The sequence below is a fragment of the Rhizobium sp. JAB6 genome, assembly GCF_003024605.1.
Classification (GTDB): domain Bacteria; phylum Pseudomonadota; class Alphaproteobacteria; order Rhizobiales; family Rhizobiaceae; genus Rhizobium.
Genome location: NZ_PYJQ01000001.1, coordinates 48,433 through 65,016 on the forward strand (window position 1 = coordinate 48,433; position 16,584 = coordinate 65,016).

General features: G+C 61.0%; 20 protein-coding genes, 1 other RNA gene and 1 pseudogene. 11 read left to right on the forward strand and 11 right to left on the reverse strand.

All coding sequences use genetic code 11. The features are described from left to right. Positions 1 to 41 precede the first annotated feature (41 nt). The 3 genes from rimP to recR all read right to left on the reverse strand — a co-directional run bounded on the left by rimP (position 42) and on the right by recR (position 2,899). Positions 42 to 650, reverse strand: coding sequence for a ribosome maturation factor RimP (gene rimP / locus C7U61_RS00245; RefSeq protein ID WP_106996163.1), 609 nt, complete (start codon positions 648 to 650; stop codon positions 42 to 44). Between the two features lie 157 nt (positions 651 to 807). After that, positions 808 to 2,091 (reverse strand): lytic murein transglycosylase, encoded by a 1,284-nt coding sequence (locus C7U61_RS00250; RefSeq protein WP_106996164.1) that lies wholly within the window; start codon positions 2,089 to 2,091, stop codon positions 808 to 810. A gap of 202 nt (positions 2,092 to 2,293) precedes the next feature. Further along, a complete protein-coding gene (recR, locus tag C7U61_RS00255) occupies positions 2,294 to 2,899 on the reverse strand; it encodes a recombination mediator RecR (protein WP_106996165.1) in 606 nt (201 codons plus the stop codon). A gap of 57 nt (positions 2,900 to 2,956) precedes the next feature. Between recR and C7U61_RS00260 the strand changes: the two genes are divergently transcribed. Next, positions 2,957 to 3,577, forward strand: coding sequence for an MOSC domain-containing protein (locus C7U61_RS00260; RefSeq protein WP_106996166.1), 621 nt, complete (start codon positions 2,957 to 2,959; stop codon positions 3,575 to 3,577). Between the two features lie 2 nt (positions 3,578 to 3,579). On the opposite strand, the gene C7U61_RS00265 is transcribed toward C7U61_RS00260, so the two are convergent. Together C7U61_RS00265 and C7U61_RS00270 are read right to left on the reverse strand one after the other, a co-directional pair. Then, complete coding sequence (locus C7U61_RS00265; protein ID WP_106996167.1) at positions 3,580 to 4,191, reverse strand: LysE family translocator; 612 nt, start codon at positions 4,189 to 4,191, stop codon at positions 3,580 to 3,582. A gap of 93 nt (positions 4,192 to 4,284) precedes the next feature. Continuing rightward, entirely contained in the window at positions 4,285 to 4,821 is a 537-nt protein-coding gene (locus C7U61_RS00270; RefSeq protein WP_106996168.1) for an alpha/beta hydrolase, read from the reverse strand. A 113-nt stretch (positions 4,822 to 4,934) separates the two neighbouring features. On the opposite strand from C7U61_RS00270, the gene C7U61_RS00275 reads away from it, so the two are divergent. Continuing rightward, on the forward strand, positions 4,935 to 5,411 hold the full coding sequence (locus tag C7U61_RS00275; RefSeq protein ID WP_106996169.1) for an Lrp/AsnC family transcriptional regulator: 477 nt from the start codon (positions 4,935 to 4,937) through the stop codon (positions 5,409 to 5,411). Positions 5,412 to 5,427: 16 nt separating this feature from the next. Here C7U61_RS00275 and C7U61_RS00280 read toward each other — a convergent pair whose 3' ends face one another. The 3 genes from C7U61_RS00280 to ffs form a co-directional block, all read right to left on the reverse strand. Next, positions 5,428 to 5,751: a YbaB/EbfC family nucleoid-associated protein gene (locus C7U61_RS00280; RefSeq protein ID WP_106996170.1), complete on the reverse strand. Its 324-nt coding sequence runs from the start codon at positions 5,749 to 5,751 to the stop codon at positions 5,428 to 5,430. A 104-nt stretch (positions 5,752 to 5,855) separates the two neighbouring features. Continuing rightward, positions 5,856 to 7,730, reverse strand: a complete 1,875-nt coding sequence (locus tag C7U61_RS00285) for a DNA polymerase III subunit gamma/tau (protein WP_106996171.1) — start codon at positions 7,728 to 7,730, stop codon at positions 5,856 to 5,858. A gap of 43 nt (positions 7,731 to 7,773) precedes the next feature. Then, positions 7,774 to 7,871, reverse strand: an RNA gene (gene ffs / locus C7U61_RS00290) — signal recognition particle sRNA small type. 91 nt (positions 7,872 to 7,962) lie between these two features. Here ffs and C7U61_RS00295 point away from each other — a divergent pair. The 6 genes and pseudogenes from C7U61_RS00295 to C7U61_RS00320 all read left to right on the forward strand — a co-directional run bounded on the left by C7U61_RS00295 (position 7,963) and on the right by C7U61_RS00320 (position 11,553). Then, positions 7,963 to 8,373, forward strand: coding sequence for an HIT family protein (locus C7U61_RS00295; RefSeq protein WP_106996877.1), 411 nt, complete (start codon positions 7,963 to 7,965; stop codon positions 8,371 to 8,373). Continuing rightward, the gene (gene nudC, locus C7U61_RS00300) at positions 8,370 to 9,329 is read left to right on the forward strand and encodes an NAD(+) diphosphatase (RefSeq protein ID WP_106996172.1); all 960 of its coding nucleotides are present in this window, start codon (positions 8,370 to 8,372) and stop codon (positions 9,327 to 9,329) included. The genes C7U61_RS00295 and nudC overlap by 4 nt, the downstream gene beginning before the upstream one ends. A gap of 12 nt (positions 9,330 to 9,341) precedes the next feature. Beyond that, positions 9,342 to 10,028 carry a YafY family protein gene (locus C7U61_RS00305; protein WP_106996173.1) on the forward strand — a complete coding sequence of 229 codons (687 nt, stop codon included), beginning with the start codon at positions 9,342 to 9,344 and terminating at the stop codon, positions 10,026 to 10,028. 83 nt (positions 10,029 to 10,111) lie between these two features. Further along, entirely contained in the window at positions 10,112 to 10,342 is a 231-nt protein-coding gene (locus C7U61_RS00310) for a hypothetical protein (RefSeq protein ID WP_245410712.1), read from the forward strand. A 220-nt stretch (positions 10,343 to 10,562) separates the two neighbouring features. After that, positions 10,563 to 10,931: a VOC family protein gene (locus C7U61_RS00315; protein WP_069613607.1), complete on the forward strand. Its 369-nt coding sequence runs from the start codon at positions 10,563 to 10,565 to the stop codon at positions 10,929 to 10,931. Positions 10,932 to 11,155: 224 nt separating this feature from the next. Then, positions 11,156 to 11,553 (forward strand): annotated as a pseudogene (locus C7U61_RS00320) (VOC family protein). Between the two features lie 101 nt (positions 11,554 to 11,654). Here C7U61_RS00320 and C7U61_RS00325 read toward each other — a convergent pair. Further along, positions 11,655 to 12,509, reverse strand: coding sequence for a prephenate dehydratase (locus tag C7U61_RS00325; RefSeq protein WP_106996174.1), 855 nt, complete (start codon positions 12,507 to 12,509; stop codon positions 11,655 to 11,657). 24 nt (positions 12,510 to 12,533) lie between these two features. Further along, positions 12,534 to 13,289: a 3-deoxy-manno-octulosonate cytidylyltransferase gene (locus C7U61_RS00330; protein ID WP_106996175.1), complete on the reverse strand. Its 756-nt coding sequence runs from the start codon at positions 13,287 to 13,289 to the stop codon at positions 12,534 to 12,536. A 151-nt stretch (positions 13,290 to 13,440) separates the two neighbouring features. On the opposite strand from C7U61_RS00330, the gene C7U61_RS00335 reads away from it, so the two are divergent. Next, positions 13,441 to 14,019: a cytochrome c family protein gene (locus tag C7U61_RS00335; protein ID WP_106996176.1), complete on the forward strand. Its 579-nt coding sequence runs from the start codon at positions 13,441 to 13,443 to the stop codon at positions 14,017 to 14,019. A 144-nt stretch (positions 14,020 to 14,163) separates the two neighbouring features. Here C7U61_RS00335 and C7U61_RS00340 read toward each other — a convergent pair whose 3' ends face one another. Next, positions 14,164 to 15,108 (reverse strand): AEC family transporter, encoded by a 945-nt coding sequence (locus C7U61_RS00340; protein WP_106996177.1) that lies wholly within the window; start codon positions 15,106 to 15,108, stop codon positions 14,164 to 14,166. Here C7U61_RS00340 and C7U61_RS00345 point away from each other — a divergent pair. Together C7U61_RS00345 and C7U61_RS00350 are read left to right on the forward strand one after the other, a co-directional pair. After that, on the forward strand, positions 15,107 to 15,295 hold the full coding sequence (locus tag C7U61_RS00345; protein WP_106996178.1) for a hypothetical protein: 189 nt from the start codon (positions 15,107 to 15,109) through the stop codon (positions 15,293 to 15,295). The genes C7U61_RS00340 and C7U61_RS00345 overlap by 2 nt on opposite strands. A gap of 209 nt (positions 15,296 to 15,504) precedes the next feature. Continuing rightward, positions 15,505 to 16,497, forward strand: a complete 993-nt coding sequence (locus C7U61_RS00350; protein WP_106996179.1) for an adenosine kinase — start codon at positions 15,505 to 15,507, stop codon at positions 16,495 to 16,497. The last annotated feature ends 87 nt before the right edge of the window (positions 16,498 to 16,584 follow it).

Sequence of the window (16,584 nt, forward strand, 5' to 3'; positions counted from 1 at the left end):
GCCTTCAGGTTTCCCGTTCCGTCAGGCGGTTCGTTGATCGGTTATTCTTCTTCGTCGTCCGCTTCGTTCTGGTTCGCTGCCTGGGCTTTCGCCAGCTTGTCGGCGCGCAGCGCGTCGCGGATGAGATCGTCCGTCAGGATCAGCTTGGCCTCGGCCAGCGTGCTGAACGGAATGGTTACCTTCTGCTCCTCGCCGCGGGTCGCTTCATCGCGCTCGATCGTGAAGCCCTCGGCCTCGACGGCGACGATCTTGCCGCGGAAACGCTTGCGGTTCTCGACGAGAATCGACGTTTCGCACTTGACGAGGTGGCCGATCCAGCGCTGGAAATCCGACTTTCGCACCATCGGGCGGTCGATACCCGGCGAAGACACTTCGAGATGATACGCCTTATCGATCGGATCTTCCACATCAAGGACCGGAGAAATGGCCATGGAGACCGCTTCGCAGTCCTCGACGGTCATGGTGCCGTCGTTGCGCTCGGTCATGATCTGCAGCGTCAGGCCGTTCAGATTGAGGAGGCGCACGCGCACCAGACGGAAGCCCATGCCCACAAGGACGGGCTCGATGATGGCGGCGACACGCTGATCAAGGCCGGTTTCGACGATCAGCCTGGGTTCGTTGGTATTGTCTGCGTTTGTCACGTCCGACAAGCATTCACTCCGCATTGTTCATGCATTGGGAGATCGCGCTAATAAAAAAGAGCGGGTCCTTGCGGCCCACTCTTCATCACACGATCAAGAATTTGAAGCGGATATAAGCCTCTTTCCGGCAAATTGCAAGGCATTCGCGCCGAAAGCCTTTCCGCAGCTATTTTAGCACGCCGAGCATGGAGCTATCGGGATAGCAGGTAGGCTTCATGCCGCTCTTTTCCTGCCACTGGCCGATCGAACGCCGCGTCTTATAGCCGGGCAGGCCGTCCGTGCCGCCGACATCGTAGCCCTTGCGCTCCAGAGCCTTCTGCATATTGGCGACGTCGGAACGCAGCATCTTGCCGACATCGCCCCATTTTTCCTGGAAGGCGCCGCCGCCATTGGCAATGCGGTCGGCAAGATTGCCGATATAGAGGCCGTAGAGGTCGGAATTGTTATATTCCTTGATGACGTAGAAATTCGGCGTCACGATGAATTCCGGCCCGTCGCGGCCGGCCGGCACCAGCATCATGCCGCTCGCCCGCAACTCGTCGGATGGAAATGCCTTGCCGGAAACTCTCACGATCCCGAGCGAGGCCCATTGCGAAATCGGCTTGGCGAGATCGGGTCCTTCCTGCGCGCAGGAGACGTTTTGCGGGATCGCGACCTCATAGCCCCAGCCACGGCCGCGCTGCCAGCCCTTCTGAACCATATAGTTGGCGATGGATGCCAATGTGTCCGGCACCGAGGTCCAGATGTTGCGGTGGCCGTCGCCATCGAAATCGACGGCATATTTCAGATAATTGGTCGGCATGAATTGCGGCTGGCCAAGGGCGCCGGCCCAGGAGCCCTTGAACTGATCCGGCGTGACGTCGCCATGTTCGAGGATGCGAAGGCCGGCAATCAGCTCGTTGCGGAACATGTCCTTGCGCGTCGACATGAAGGCCTTGGTCGCCAGCACCTGAATGGCGGAATTCGGGAGCTTGGCGATGCCGAAGCCGGTCTCCCGGCCCCAGATCGCCAGCAGGATCGGCCCCGGTACGCCATAGGTCTTCTCGATCCGCCGCAGCACCGGCCCATATTGCGAGGCGAGGCTCCGTCCGGTTACCGCGAGTTTCTGCAGCCGCCCCTCGTTGAAATAAGGAGCAGGGGAGGAGAATTCGGCCTGGGTTTGCGCCTGCTGCTTCGGCTTCGGGAAGCCCGGCGGCTCAAGGTCGGGCAGATCCCAGTTCAGCGTCACGCCGGCGAAGGCGGCCTTGAACGTAGCATCGGAAATGCCGGCGTTCCGTGCCTCGGGCCGAAGATCCTTCTGGATCCAGGTTTGAAACTGCGCTTCGACATCGGCTTTGGAGGCGGCGAGCGCGGGGAGGGGAAGGAGGGCGAGGAGGAGGATGTAGAGAAGAGAAAGCAGCCTTTGCGCATGCCGAGCCGCTGATACCCCCCTCTGTCGCTTTCGCGACATCTCCCTCACTATGGGGGAGATTGTTGGGAGTTCGCCGCCGCCCCTATCCGTAAAATTTCCCTCGGCATCTGCAGGCAGGATATTGGTTTGAGGCAGATCGCCGCTGCGGGCCGCCAATCTCCCCCCTTGTGGAGGAGATGTCAGCGAAAGCTGACAGAGGGGGGTAAAAACTCTCCTCATACTCTTTCCTTTGTTGCGGCTCTCAAATCGCCGTCCGCGCCCTCAACGCCGCCGCAAGCGTGCCCTCGTCGAGATAATCGAGCTCGCCGCCGACAGGCACGCCATGGGCAAGGCGGGTGATCTTGACCTCGAGGCCATCAAGCTGGTCGGTTATATAGTGTGCTGTGGTTTGTCCCTCGACCGTTGCATTGACGGCAATGATGATCTCGCGGACATCGCCTTCACTCACGCGGGCGATCAGCCCGCGAATGTTGAGATCGTCAGGCCCGACACCGTCGAGCGGCGACAGGACGCCGCCGAGGACATGGTAGGCGGCATTCATCGCGCCTGACCGTTCCAGGGCCCAGAGATCGGAGACATCCTCGACGACGATGATGACGGATTGGTCGCGGCGGTCGTCGGTGCAGACGGTGCAGGGATCGACGGTATCGACATTGCCGCAGCGCGAGCAGATCTTCACCTTATCATAGGCATCGCCCATGGCATGGGATAGCGGCCCGAGCAGCTGGTCCTTTTTCTTGATGAGATGCAGTGCCGCGCGGCGCGCCGAGCGCGGCCCGAGGCCCGGCACTTTCGCCAGGAGCTGGATGAGTTTTTCGATTTCGGGACCGGTGACTCGCTTTGCCATGGGAGGCTTTTAGCTCATAAGCTTCAAGAACGGAATCACGGAAGGAACGGTTGATCGATGAAAATTCTCGCCGTGTGCCGCGGTGTTCCTGAAACGCTGCCGGGCAAGAAAGCGAAGACCGGTATCAACAAGCGCGCGGTCAACGGTGCCGTCATGATCGACGAACTGGGGCTGCTCGGGGATGCCATCTGCAATCGAAAGCATCATGGCGGCCCTGATCAGGCCGTCTATGTCGAGGGTTCGCTGACGCTGGACTGGTGGGCAAGCGAGCTCGGACGCCAGCTGGAGCCGGGCGCCTTCGGCGAAAATCTCATCATCGACGGCCTGGACAACTCCCAGGCCGCCGTCGGCGACCAATTCATAGCCGGCGATCTTGTTTTGGAAGTGACCTCGGCGCGTATTCCCTGCGCCACCTTCGCAGCGAAGATGGGCGATCCGCAATTCGTCAAGCGCTACGTCCGGGCCGGGCGCCCCGGCATCTATTGCCGCGTTCTTGCAGGCGGCACGGTGAGCGGTGACATGCCGGTCACCTACCGGCCTTATGCCGGCGAGAGGGTGACGATGCCGGAAGTGATGGCGACATTCGGCAGGCGATTGTCACCGCGGGACCGGGCGCGTTATCTGGCGGCGCCCATTCATCATAAGCTGCGCGCGCTCATCGAAGGCGACGCACTCTGAAATCACCGCATGGCAATCGCGACAGCCGCGCCCGCCATGGTGCCGGCGCTGGCGCGGTTGGCGATGCGCACGGCGCGGCGGCTCTTCAGGAAGGTCCTGGCTTTGGCCGCCAGCATCGCCCAGGAGAGATCGATGACGACGAGCACCGCAAACATCGTCGCGACCAGCTCGGCCCAGCCCGAAACCGTCACGCCATGCAGATCGATGATCGAGGGCAGCAGCGCCACGTAGAATACCATGATCTTGGGATTGCCCATGGTGACCGTGAAGCCGGCAAGGAAGAGCCGTGTGGCCGATTGCTCGTCCGGCAACTCTTCTCCGGTCGTATCGGAGGAGGCAAACCACATCTTCCAGGCAAGATAGAGCAGATAGGCAACGCCGAGCCATTTGATTGCCACGAAGGCGAGGTGGAAGGTTTCGGCGATGGTCGCAAGACCGGCAACGGCGCAGGTCAACCAGATCGCCTCGCCAAGCCACATGCCGGAGAGGAAGGGCAGCACGTTGCTCGCCCCCTTTGTGAGTACGCGCGCCACGAGTGCCGCGATGTTCGGTCCTGGCGATCCCGCCGCAATGAACAGGGCGCCGGCAAAAACAAGCAACGTCGATAGGCTCATCCCATTCCCTCCGGTTAGGCAGGTCAGACGATATCTGGAAGAAGGGCCAGAAATAGCACTCCGGCGCGGCTTTTCCAAATGGCGGATTTGTGTTCAGACAAGCTGGGCACGAAAACGCCCGAAGATTCCCTTGCCTTCCGGCCAGTCGCCCAGCCCGGATGCCGCATTGATATGGCCGCGCGGCCCGATATCGACGAAGGCACTGCCCCAGCTTTCGGCGCTGCGACGCGCGTGATCGAAGGACCCGAACGGATCGTCGGTGCTGGCGACGAGCAGGGATGGAAAGGGCAGCCGCTGTCGTGGCGGATCGGCAAAACTGCCGGCCTCGGCAAGGTAGATCTCACCCGTAGGGTCGGGGGCCGCAACCATAAATACGCCAAGAATCGCCGTCTTCTTCACAGGAGCCCAATGGGCGATCAACTGACACGCAAGGCTGTGGGCGATCAGGATCGGCGGCGTTTTGGAGCGGGAGATTTCGCGCTCAAGCGCGGCAATCCAATCCGAAAGGATTGGTCTGTCCCAGCTTGAGGGCTGGAAACGTCGTATGGTCGGATCGTCCCGTTCCCAGAATGTCTGCCAGTGACCTTCGCCCGAACCGCCTAACCCCGGTAGCGTGATGATATCGCTCATCTCAATCCTTTCTCCATGGTCTCTCACGGAGAAAAGCTGGCATGCCGGGATGCCGATTGACATTGCAATCCATCGGATAAAACTTATATCAACCGATGAATTGAAGGCGACCAATGGATACTATCGAAAGAGGACTGGATCCGACGGATCTATCGATCGTCGAAACCCTGCAGCAGGACGGGCGAATCTCCGTATCCGAGCTCGGCCGCCGTGTCGGCCTCTCGCAGCCGGCGGCATCGGAACGGCTGAAGCGGCTGGAGGAGCGCGGCGTCATCGCCGGCTACCGCGCCGTCATCGATCCTGCTGTCGTCGGGCTCGGCATGATGGCCGTCATCCGGCTGCGCACCACCCACGAGCATATCCGGCCTTGTCTGAAGCAATTTTCCGAAATGCCCGAGATTATCGAGGTGCTGAGGCTGACGGGCGAGGATTGCTTCCTGCTCAAGGTTCTCGTGCCGACGCCATCGGACCTTGAAACCATCGTCGATGCCATTGCCCGTCATGGCGCGGTGACGACGTCGCTCGTGCTGCGAAACGAACCCATGAAGGCGATCGGCCGCGATCTCATTCGCAAGGCGGCCGCACGCTGAAAGAAATAGTCCAGCCTCAGAAAGGCAGCTTGAAGCCGGGCGGGATCGGCAGGCCTGCGGTCAGTTCGCGGGTCTTTTCCGCGGCGATCGCCTCGGCCTTTTCCTGTGCATCCTTATTGGCGGCAACGATCAGGTCTTCGAGGATTTCGACATCGTCTTCCTTGAAGAGCGATGGGTCGATCTTGAGGCCCACCATAAGTCCCTTGCCGTTGACGGTGACGTTGACGAGGCCGCCGCCGGCCTTGCCTTCGACGCGAATGTCGGCGATCTCCGACTGCATCTTCTCCATCTTCGCCTGCATTTCCTTCACTTTGCCCATCATGCCCATGATGTCGCGCATCGTCTTTGTCCTTCTTCTGCAAGTCTCTGTTTGAGCGGCAGGATATGTCGTCATGGTCGTCAACCGCTTCAAGCCAAGCGGTTCCGTCCGCATTCATCCTAGCCTTAGAATTCGATGTCGTCGCCGGGTAGAATATCGCCATCGATAGATTCGGCGATTGCCGGCGGAGCCGCGGCTTCGTCCTCTTCGTCCGTCTCGGGAGCCCGCACCCGCACGTCTATGATCTTTGCGCCCGGAAATTGCGCCAGGATCGCCGCGACATCGGGGTCCTGCCGGGCATCGGCGACCCGCTGCTTCTGGGCGTTCGCCTCGGCCTCGACAAGCGTCGGCTGGCCTTCCTCGCGGCTGAGGCTGACGATCCAGTGGATGCCTGTCCATTCCTTCAGCTTGACGGCAAGCTCGTTCAAGAGCGTGCCGGGAGCACCTGATGTCAGGCTGACATCGAGCCTTCCCGGCTCAAGCTTGACCGGGCGCACGAAAGTGCGCACCAGCGCCTTCAGCTTCGGATCGCGCTTCTGGCTGGCGAGCTCGGCGATATCGGCCATCGAATTAACGGGCACGAGCGGCTTCGGCGCCTCAACGGGTTTCGGTTCGATGCGTCCGACAGGTTGCGAATCCGGCTGTGTATTCGGTACGGCACGCAGCATGGCGACCGGTGCGGAAGGCGTGGGGCGGGATGCCGTTGTTTCGACCGCACGCGCCACGGTATTGCCCTGATATGACACTGCTCCGCCACCATTGCCGCCGCTCGAAGAGGGCAAGGGACGAGCGCCGCCATTCCCATCGGACAATTCGGCGAGCCTGCGTGCCGCATCCTCCGGTGCCGGAAGATGAGCCGCATGCGCGAGCCGGATCAGCACCATTTCCGCAGCGCCGGCGGTACGCGAGGCATTTTCCGTCTCTGTAATGCCCTTGAGAAGCATCTGCCAGATGCGGGAAAGTGCTGTCACCGCGACCCCTTGCGCGAATTCCGCCGCTTTCGTGCGCTCGACTTCGCTGAGCGACGGATCATCGGCGGCATCGGGCACATATTTGAGGCGGGTCACGAGATGGGTGAAATCGGCAAGATCGGTGAGCACGACGACAGGATTGGCGCCGGCTTCGTACTGGCTGTTGAATTCGGCAAGCGCCGCCGAGACATCGCCTTTGACGACATGGCCGAAGAGATCGACGATGCGGGCGCGGTCGGCAAGTCCGAGCATGGCGCGCACGGCATCGGCGGCAACGAAACCGCTGCCATGGGCGATTGCCTGATCGAGCAGCGACAGGCCGTCGCGGGCCGAGCCTTCGGCGGCGCGGGCGATCATGGCGAGCGCTTCCGGCTCGGCCTCGATGCCCTCCTTGCCGGCTATGGTGGCGAAGAGCCCGACGAGATCGGAGGCGCTGATGCGGCGCAGATCGAAGCGCTGGCAACGCGACAGCACCGTGATGGGAACTTTACGGATTTCAGTGGTCGCAAAGATGAACTTCACATGCTCCGGCGGCTCTTCGAGCGTCTTCAGCAGGCCGTTGAAGGCGGCCGTCGACAGCATATGCACTTCATCGATGATATAGACCTTGTAGCGCGCCGAGACGGGCCGGTAGCGCACCTGCTCGATGATCTCCCGGATATCGTCGATACCGGTATGCGAGGCGGCGTCCATCTCGATGACGTCGACGTGCCGGCCTTCCATGATCGCCTGGCAATGGTCGCCGGGTTCGCGCAGGTCGATCGTAGGCCGATCGATGTCAGCGGTCTTGTAGTTGAGGGCACGGGCGAGGATGCGGGCGGTCGTGGTCTTGCCGACGCCGCGCACGCCGGTCAGCATATAGGCCTGGGCGATGCGGCCGGTTTCGAACGCGTTGGTCAGCGTACGGACCATCGGCTCCTGGCCGACCATCAGATCCGTGAAGTCCTTGGGTCTGTATTTGCGGGCCAGCACCCGGTAACCGGTGCCGGTCGAAGCGGCATCTTTTGCTTGTCGCTCGGTGTCGCTCATCGCCCTGCTTGTCGCCCGGAAAGCCGGGTCTGCTTTCGGAGTGGTGGGAGGCTGGCACGAATGACCCGTGCCGGGCTCGTTAGGGCTGCTTCCTTCCGGACCTGACCCAGTTGGCGAGTGGCTCGTCCACCACCAACCTCCCGGATGCACATATCGGCAATATCGTCATCAAAAGCAAGCCAGGGTCAAAAAAAACTGCTAAACATTTGATAAAACAATGGAGGATGTCCCCTTGAAGGAGTTCACGCTCGACGATCGTCTTGCGAATGACAGCGTTTCAGTCACCATCACAGGCCTTTGCGACGTCCGGCTGATGAGGGATCGCCGCTGGCCGTGGCTCGTGCTGATCCCGCGTCGGCCCGACAAATCGGAAGTTTTCGAGTTGACGCCGCTCGATCGGATCCTGCTGACCTTCGAAACGGATAAGGTTGCAAGCGCCCTGAAGACGGTGACGGGTGCCGCAAAAATCAATGTCGGGGCACTTGGAAATATCGTCCGTCAGCTGCATGTTCATGTCATCGCGCGGTTCGAAGGTGACGCCAACTGGCCAGGCCCGGTCTGGGGGTACGGCAGGGCGGAACCTTATTCGGACGAAGACATGAACAGCCTCATAGCCAAGTTGCGGGAAACGCTTTCACAATGAGCCATTCCATCTTTTCCTCGGATGCCCCGCATCCGGAAGCCAGCAGTCTCACCGCTTTTGCGGAAAACCAGCTCAACCGGGATGCCGAGCATCGCGACGAGGAATCGATCAAGCAGGCGCTCGCCAAGGAAGGCACACACATCCTGGCCTTTGCTCAGGACCGGCTTGTCTTGAAGCATGATGGCCAGGTGCTCGACCCTCTGTTTGCCCGCTACGAGTTGAAGGATCTCGATCCGAATTGGGACGAGGCCGTTCTCCTCGGCTACCGCAAGACCGGCGAACCCCGGCTTGCCGTGCCCGTGCGCGTCAATCCTGACGAGCTTGCCAGCCAGTATAAGCCGGCTGACATGCGCGCTCTATGGCGCGATCTTCTGCTGGAAGGCGAAATCCTTGGCGAAGCCGCACAAGGCATGAGCCTCATCCGCTGGAATGGCGACAACCGCTTCTGCGGCCGCTGCGGCTCGGTGATGGAAAGCCGGATCGGCGGGTACAAGCGGGTCTGCACGGCCTGCGAACACATGATCTTCCCGCGCACCGATCCGGTCGTCATCATGCTCGGCATCGATGAGGAAAGGAATCGCTGCCTCCTCGGCCGCAGCCATCATTTCGCGCCGGGCATGTATTCCTGTCTCGCGGGTTTCGTCGAGCCGGGCGAAACCATCGAAAATGCGGTGCGCCGCGAAACACTCGAGGAATCCGGTATTCATATCGGCCGCGTGCGCTATCACGCCTCGCAGCCCTGGCCCATGCCGCATTCCCTCATGATCGGCTGCTATGCCGAAGCCAAGTCGATGGTAATCCATATGGATGAGGCGGAACTTGAGGATTGCCGCTGGTTCACCCCGGAAGAGACGCTTGCGATGCTCGACCGCGTCTCGGCATCGGGCAATACCTCTCCACCCAAGGGCGCCATCGCCCATCGCCTGATGCGCGACTGGGTGGAATGGAAGCGCTAGGACTATCCTGCCATGGCCCGCTCCGAACGATTGCTGACGCTGTTGCAGACGCTGCGGCGCTATCGTCGTCCGGTGAGCGGCGCCGTTCTGGCGGAGGAAACCGGCGTCAGTCTGCGCACGCTCTATCGTGATATTGCCAGCCTGCAGTCCCAGGGCGCCATGATCGAGGGGGAACCGGGCATCGGCTATATTCTGAAGCCCGGCTTCATGCTGCCGCCGATGATGTTCTCGCAGGATGAGATCGAAGCGCTGGTGCTGGGGTCGAGATGGGTGGCGCGTGCGACCGACGCGCGTCTGGCGGCCGCCGGAACCGATGCGCTTGCCAAGATCGCTGCCGTCCTGCCCGCCGAGATGCGCGAGGCCATCGATCAGGCCGCCGTGGTCGTCGGCACGCGCCGCATCACGGAAGACAAGGCCGATCTCTCGCTGATGCGCAAGGCGATCCGCACCGAACGCATGGTGCAACTGACCTATGGCGACGTGAACGGCGCCATCTCGACCCGGCGCATCTGGCCCTTCGCGCTCGGCTATTTCGACAATTCCCGCATCATCATGGCCTGGTGCGAGCTGCGTCAGGATTTTCGCCATTTCCGCGCCGACCGCATTGTCGATTTCGCGGTGCTCGAGGCGCGCTATCCGCGCCGCCGCGTCGCCCTTGCCAGAGAATGGCAAGCTAAAGAGGGCATTGCCCACACTTGATTGTCCGACGCAATGCTACTGCCAGAAACTGTCAGTAGGCTTGGCTATAATCGGCACCATCCAAGCAGGAAGGAGGACCGATCATGGCAGGCACTGTTTTCTTCACAACGAAAGAACTGCATCGCGGGCGCGTTGAGGGACGCAGAGGCAAGCCTCGGTCATGGCCGGCCCGCCTTTCCGAGGTCGCGCTCGGCTATTTCAGCCGCCGCTGGAATCGTCTCGATATCGAGGAGGTGCCTGATTCCGTGAAGCGGGATCTGGGCTTTCTCGATGGTTGTGCGCCGTATCGAGAGGAAGATCGGATGCGGCACTGACGCTGTCGGCGCGATCTCGTCGCAGCCTTCGCGATAACGCCTGCGCATAATCAAAGATCAGAGCGCAAGACGCCGATCCAAAGGGTGCAATACGCTTTGGAACCGCATCTCCGCACGCATTCAACCAGGCAATGACACAGTCACTCCCGGCGAACTTTGCTCCGTTCGCCGGTTTCTATCCGCATGCCCTTAAATTCACCCAAACGAGAGGACCATCGAAATGACCAGCCCGAATCTCATCATCTTCTATGTCAAGGATCCCAGCGAAAGCACGCCGTTCTACCGCGATCTCTTCGGCCGTGAGCCGGCATTCGCGTCGCCGAACTTCGTCGCCTTCGCGCTCGACAACGGCTTAAGTCTGGGCCTCTGGCGCCGCAGCAGCGTCGAGCCCCAGCCCTCCGCCATCGGCAATCGCGGCGAATTGGGCTTCATGGTCGAAGGCGCCGGCGCCGTCGAGCAGCATTACAGGGACTGGAAGGCGCGCGGCCTGCCGATCGCGCAGGAGCTGACGACCATGGATTTCGGCCCGACCTTCGTTGTGCTCGATCCCGATGGCCATCGACTGCGTGTTTGTGAGCCGGATAAGTAAGTCTCGCGCGAATGGCTTGCCCCTCACCTCACCTTCTCCCTGCAGGCGGGGAGAGGGTGGCCGCCCTTCGGCAGGCTCAGGAGGTCGGATGAGGGGCTAGCGGCGACAGCTAGAGTTCGTTTCATCAAAGTGGCTTGCGATGCAGTCACACCAATCGTCGGAGTTGACTCCCAACATTTGCAAAAAGAAACTGATCGACGCACCCAAAGGCGCGGGAGGGCAAATTGCTCCATCATATTTCGTTTGGTGTATCCGATATCGAAAGAGCCGCCGCCTTCTACGACGCAGCATTCGCGCCGCTCGGCTATGTCAGGGTCTGGGAAGATTTGAATCCTGGCGATCCCGAGCAAGCGATCGGATATGGACCGCCGGGTGGCGGCGATAAGTTCGCCATCAAATTGCGGGGTGAAGAGGCTCATGCGCCAGGCGCGGGCTTCCATCTCGCCTTTGCTGCGCCGAATCGAGATGCGTCGTTCATTTCCATGCAGTTGCACTGGCTCATGATGGCGCGGACAACGGGCCGCCCGGTCTCCGGCCGCATTATGGTCCGACTTATTTTGCCGCCTTCGTCATCGATCCGGATGGGCATCGCATCGAGGTTGTGACCAAGGCCGAAGGATAGCCAGTAGGCGGAAATTGCACCGTCACCCACCCTCGTGATTCGAGGCTTCGCTCTTCGAGCTCCGCATCTTACCATTAGGTGGCCCGGGTTCGTGCCGAGTATTAAAGTTCGCCCCGCGTCGGGTGGCCCTTGTAGACGCCGAGAATACGGACTTTTTCGGAGAAGAAGCGCAGTTCCTCCAGCGCGCGGCGCACATGCGCATCGGCAGGATGGCCCTCTATATCGGCATAGAACTGCGTTGCGACAAAACGGCCGCCGAGCTGATAGCTTTCGAGCTTCGTCATGTTGATGCCGTTGGTGGCAAAGCCGCCGAGCGCCTTGTAGAGGGCGGCGGGAATGTTGCGGACGTTGAAGACGAAAGTGGTGACGATCTTTTCGTCCGGCGAGCTGCGTTCCGTCCAGTCCTCGTCGCGCGACAGAATGACGAAGCGCGTCATGTTGTTTTCGGTGTCTTCGACATTCTCGGCGATGATTTCCAGCCCGTAGAGATCGGCCGCGAGCCGGGGCGCCAGCGCCGCCATGCTGCGGTCGCCGGTTTCCTTGACCAGCTTGGCAGCCCCCGCCGTATCGCCGGCGATGACCGGCTTCCATCCGTTGGCGCGCACGATGTTGCGGCATTGTCCGAGCGCATGGATATGGCTGTGGACCGTGCGGATCTCTTCTTTCTTCACGCCGGGCAGCACCATCAGTTGGAAGCGGATCGGCATGAAATATTCGCCGACGATATGCAGGCGCGATTCCGGCAGCAGATGATGGATATCGGCGACACGGCCGGCAATCGTGTTTTCGATCGGGATCATGCCGAGATCGGCGTCGCCGTTCTCGATGGCGGTGAGGGCATCCTCGAAGGTCTGGCAGGGCAGCGGCTCCATGGTCGGGAACATGTCACGGCTGGCCATATCGGAATTGGCGCCGTACTCGCCCTGGAAGGAGATCTTGTTGGTCTTGGTAATCATGGGACTGCCCTTGGGGGAATGCCGTCAGAGAGCGGCGGCGGAGAGGATGCTTCTGGCCTTTTCGAGGTCGGCGGGAGTATCGACACCGAGCGGGACCGTGTCAACGATCTCGACATCGATGCGCATGCCCGCTTCCAGCGCCCGCAACTGCTCCAGTGATTCGCGCAGCTCGAGCGGCGAGGGCCCGGCCTTGACGAATTTTTCGAGAGCGGCGCGGCGATAGGTGTAGAGACCGATATGGTGATAGAGCGGCCCCTTGCCGTAGGGCGCTGTTGCGCGGGTGAAGTAGAGCGCGCGCAGGCGATTTTCGGAAATCGGCGAGCCGATGACCTTGACGACGCTCGGTAGCGTCTTTTCTTCCTCGTCCTTGATCTCGACGGTCAGCGTCGCAATGTCGACGGCCGGATCTTTGAGCGGGCGCAGCGAGGCGCGAATGGTCTCGGGATCGATGGTGGGGAGATCCCCCTGCACATTGACGACGATTTCGGCGCGGCCCTGCGGATCAACGGCCTGCAGCGCCTCGTAGATGCGGTCCGAGCCCGATTGATGATCCTTCCCGGTCATCACAACGTCAAAGCCGGCATTGGCGACTGCGGCATAGGTATCCTCATGGTCGACGGCGACGACGATGCGACCGATCGCCGCCTCGCGCGCCCGCTTGGCAACCTGTACGATCATGGGCAGACCGCAAATATCCGCGAGCGGCTTGCCCGGCAGGCGCGTGGAGGCCATGCGGGCGGGAATGAGGACCAGCGTCTTGTCTAAATTCAGATCTGTCATTGTTGGGCCTTCTATTCCCGAGGGAAAAGTGTCAAAACGTCTCATGGTGGAGACCGTTTACAGAGTTGCAAGAAACAGCCAAAAGACATAGGTTTCGCGCGAATTCAAGATGGGCCAGCCGAGGATGCTGGCGGCGAGGGGAGCATAGCAGATGAATTCATCCTACGTGAACATGGGAGTCGGGGCACTTCTGGCCACGCTGTTCGTGTTGAAGTCCGTGTCGCTCGCGTCAGGATTTATTTTCCATTCAGAGACGCCGGAAAAACCCGGTTTCGCTATCGTCGCGACCGAGGAACCGGCTGCGGGCGGTGATAAGGGTGCGGCTGCCAAGGCGGAAACGCCGATCGCTCAGCTCCTGCAGAAGGCTGACGTCAAGGCCGGCGAAGCGATCTTCAAGAAGTGTCAGGCCTGTCATTCCGGAGAAAAGGGCGGTCCGAACAAGGTCGGCCCCGATCTCTGGGGTATTGTCGACCGTCCGGTTGCCCAGCACGAGGGCTTTGCCTATTCGTCCGGCATGAAGGATTTTTCCAAGGGCGGTTCGGAAAAGTGGACCTATGATCACCTCTATCACTTCCTGGCCGCGCCGAAGAAATTCGTAGCCGGAACGGCGATGGGCTTTGCCGGCCTGCCGAAGGAAGAGGATCGCGCCAACGTGATCGCCTATCTGCGCACGCTCGCCGATACCCAGGTGCCGCTGCCGGACCCGAACGCTCCCGCCGCGACGAACTGAGGCAATTACCGGATCGATTGAAAACGCGGCCATCACGGCCGCGTTTTGTGTTGCATCGTTCAGATCGCGTGCCGGCGCGTGCGCGTCCGCTGATCGAGGTCGAACACCTTCAACCCGTCTTCGGCGCTCGGCGGCATACGCCGGCTATCCGAGCAGATAGGCCCAGAGCGATACCGAGAATGCGCCGAGCGCTGTCGTCAAGGTAATCGCCGAAGCAGCGAGACCGTGGCCTACGCCGAAGCGATTGGCAATCAGCCAGGCGTTCACACCCGTCGGAACGGCTGCCGTGAGGACGAGTGCGGCCCGCCATTCCGGGCTCAGGCCAAGAAGAAGTCCGGCCGCCAGCACGCAGGCCGGCAGCAGAAAAAGCTTGAAGGCGGCAATGACGCTGGTGACGCCGAGATTGCCTGACAGCCCATATTGGTGCAGCGCCATTCCGAGCGAAATCAGCGCCGCCGGGCCGGCGATGTTGGCGATGCTGTCGACGACCGTCCCGAGTGTTGCGGGGATAGGAAGGCTGGTCAGATGGACGATGAGACCGCAGAAAAGCCCGATAACGAGCGGATTGCGGAGGAGGTTGCTGCCGACCTGACGCAGCAATTCGCCGGTGCTGCGGCCGGCGCCGGCATTCTCCTTGCGCTCGGCCTGCTCCATCAGCAGCGTGCCTGCGATCATCATCGTTGGGAGATGCACGGCAATCAGGATCGACATCGCCATGACGCCGTCAGGCCCAACCGTGCGCCCGACCAGCGGCAGGCCGATGAAGATCGTATTGGCAAAAGCCGAGGAAACGCCGGCGAGCACGCCGATGCGCGCATCTCGCCCGAAGAGCCGCGTCGCGACGATGTGGCCGGCAGCCCAGGTGACGGCGACGCCGGAAAAATAGGCCATCCACAATCGAAACGGCGAAGCGCCGCGAAAATCCGCTTCGGCGATGGTCCGGAACAGCAGGAGCGGAACCGCGACCTTGAAGACGAACTCGCTCATCGCCTCACCGACATCGGCTTTCAGCAGCCCCGTGCGAACGATGACCCAGCCGACGAGAATCAGCAGGAAGATTGGAAGAACGTCGGTGAGGATTTCGGACATGCCGGATGCGGGGTATGAAAATCATGGCTTCGAGGAGTTGGACCCGAAACTTGTAGCAGCTTGCCCGCGGCTGGAAAGCCGCAAAAACGAAAAAGCCGACTTGCCCCGCTTTGTCGATCTCGCCCAAGGGGAGATCCTCCCGGTGCACATGCCGCCAGTTCATCCGTGGTCGGCCGCGTACCGGTGAGGCGGAAGGCATCATTCCTTCCCGAACTGGCTCGGAAGTCTTTCGAGCTTCCCATCCCAGTCGCTGATAAGCATTTAAAGATGGAAAATGACAGGTGAATGACTGATTGAAATCAGGTTGAGCGCCCTGGCGCTGATTTTTCTTTAAAATTTCAGAAAAACCGATAATACCGGATACCGGCTATCACCAGGATCCGGGACCTCCTATAGATGACTCGCTTCGATGTACTGACCGTTGGCAATGCTATCGTCGACATTATCGCCCGTTGCAACGATCAGTTCCTGATCGACAACAAGATCACCAAAGCCGCGATGAACCTCATAGACGCTGAGCGCGCCGAGCTTCTCTATTCGCGCATGGGACCGGCTCTGGAAGCTTCCGGCGGAAGTGCCGGCAACACGGCGGCAGGTATCGCGAATTTCGGCGGCAGGGCTGCTTATTTCGGCAAGGTTGCCGAAGACCAGCTCGGCGAAATCTTTGCCCACGATATCCGCGCTCAGGGCGTTCATTACGAAACCAAGGCGAAGGGCACCTTCCCGCCGACTGCCCGATCGATGATCTTCGTCACCGAGGATGGCGAGCGCTCCATGAACACCTATCTTGGCGCCTGCGTCGAACTTGGCCCCGAGGATGTCGAGGAAGATGTCGTCGCCGATGCCAAGGTGACTTATTTCGAAGGCTATCTCTGGGACCCGCCACGCGCCAAGGAAGCGATCCGCGAATGCGCCCGCATCGCCCACGCCCATGGCCGGGAAATGTCGATGACGCTCTCCGACAGCTTCTGCGTCGGCCGCTACCGCCACGAGTTCCTCGATCTCATGCGGTCCGGCACCGTCGATATCGTCTTCGCCAATCGTGACGAAGCCCTCTCGCTCTACGAGACCGACGATTTCGAAAAGGCGCTGGCTCTGATCGCGGCCGATTGCAAGATCGCCGCCGTGACGACGGGCAAGGATGGGGCCGTCATCGTGCGCGGCAACGAGCGCTATGTCGTCGATGCTCATCCGATCGAGGAGCGTGTCGATACGACCGGCGCCGGCGATCTTTTCGCTGCCGGCTTTCTCTTCGGCTACACGAAAGGCCGCAGCCTGGAAGATTGCGCCAAGCTCGGCAATCTTGCCGCCGCCATCGTTATCGAGCAGATCGGTCCGCGGCCGATACGATCGCTGTCTGAGGCCGCCAAGGAGTTCGGGCTTCTCTGAACGCATCCGTCATTGGAGTCCCCATCGGCAGATTACGGAAAGCCGCCTTCGGCAGATCGCAGGAGGCGGCTTTGGCTATCAAGCGCT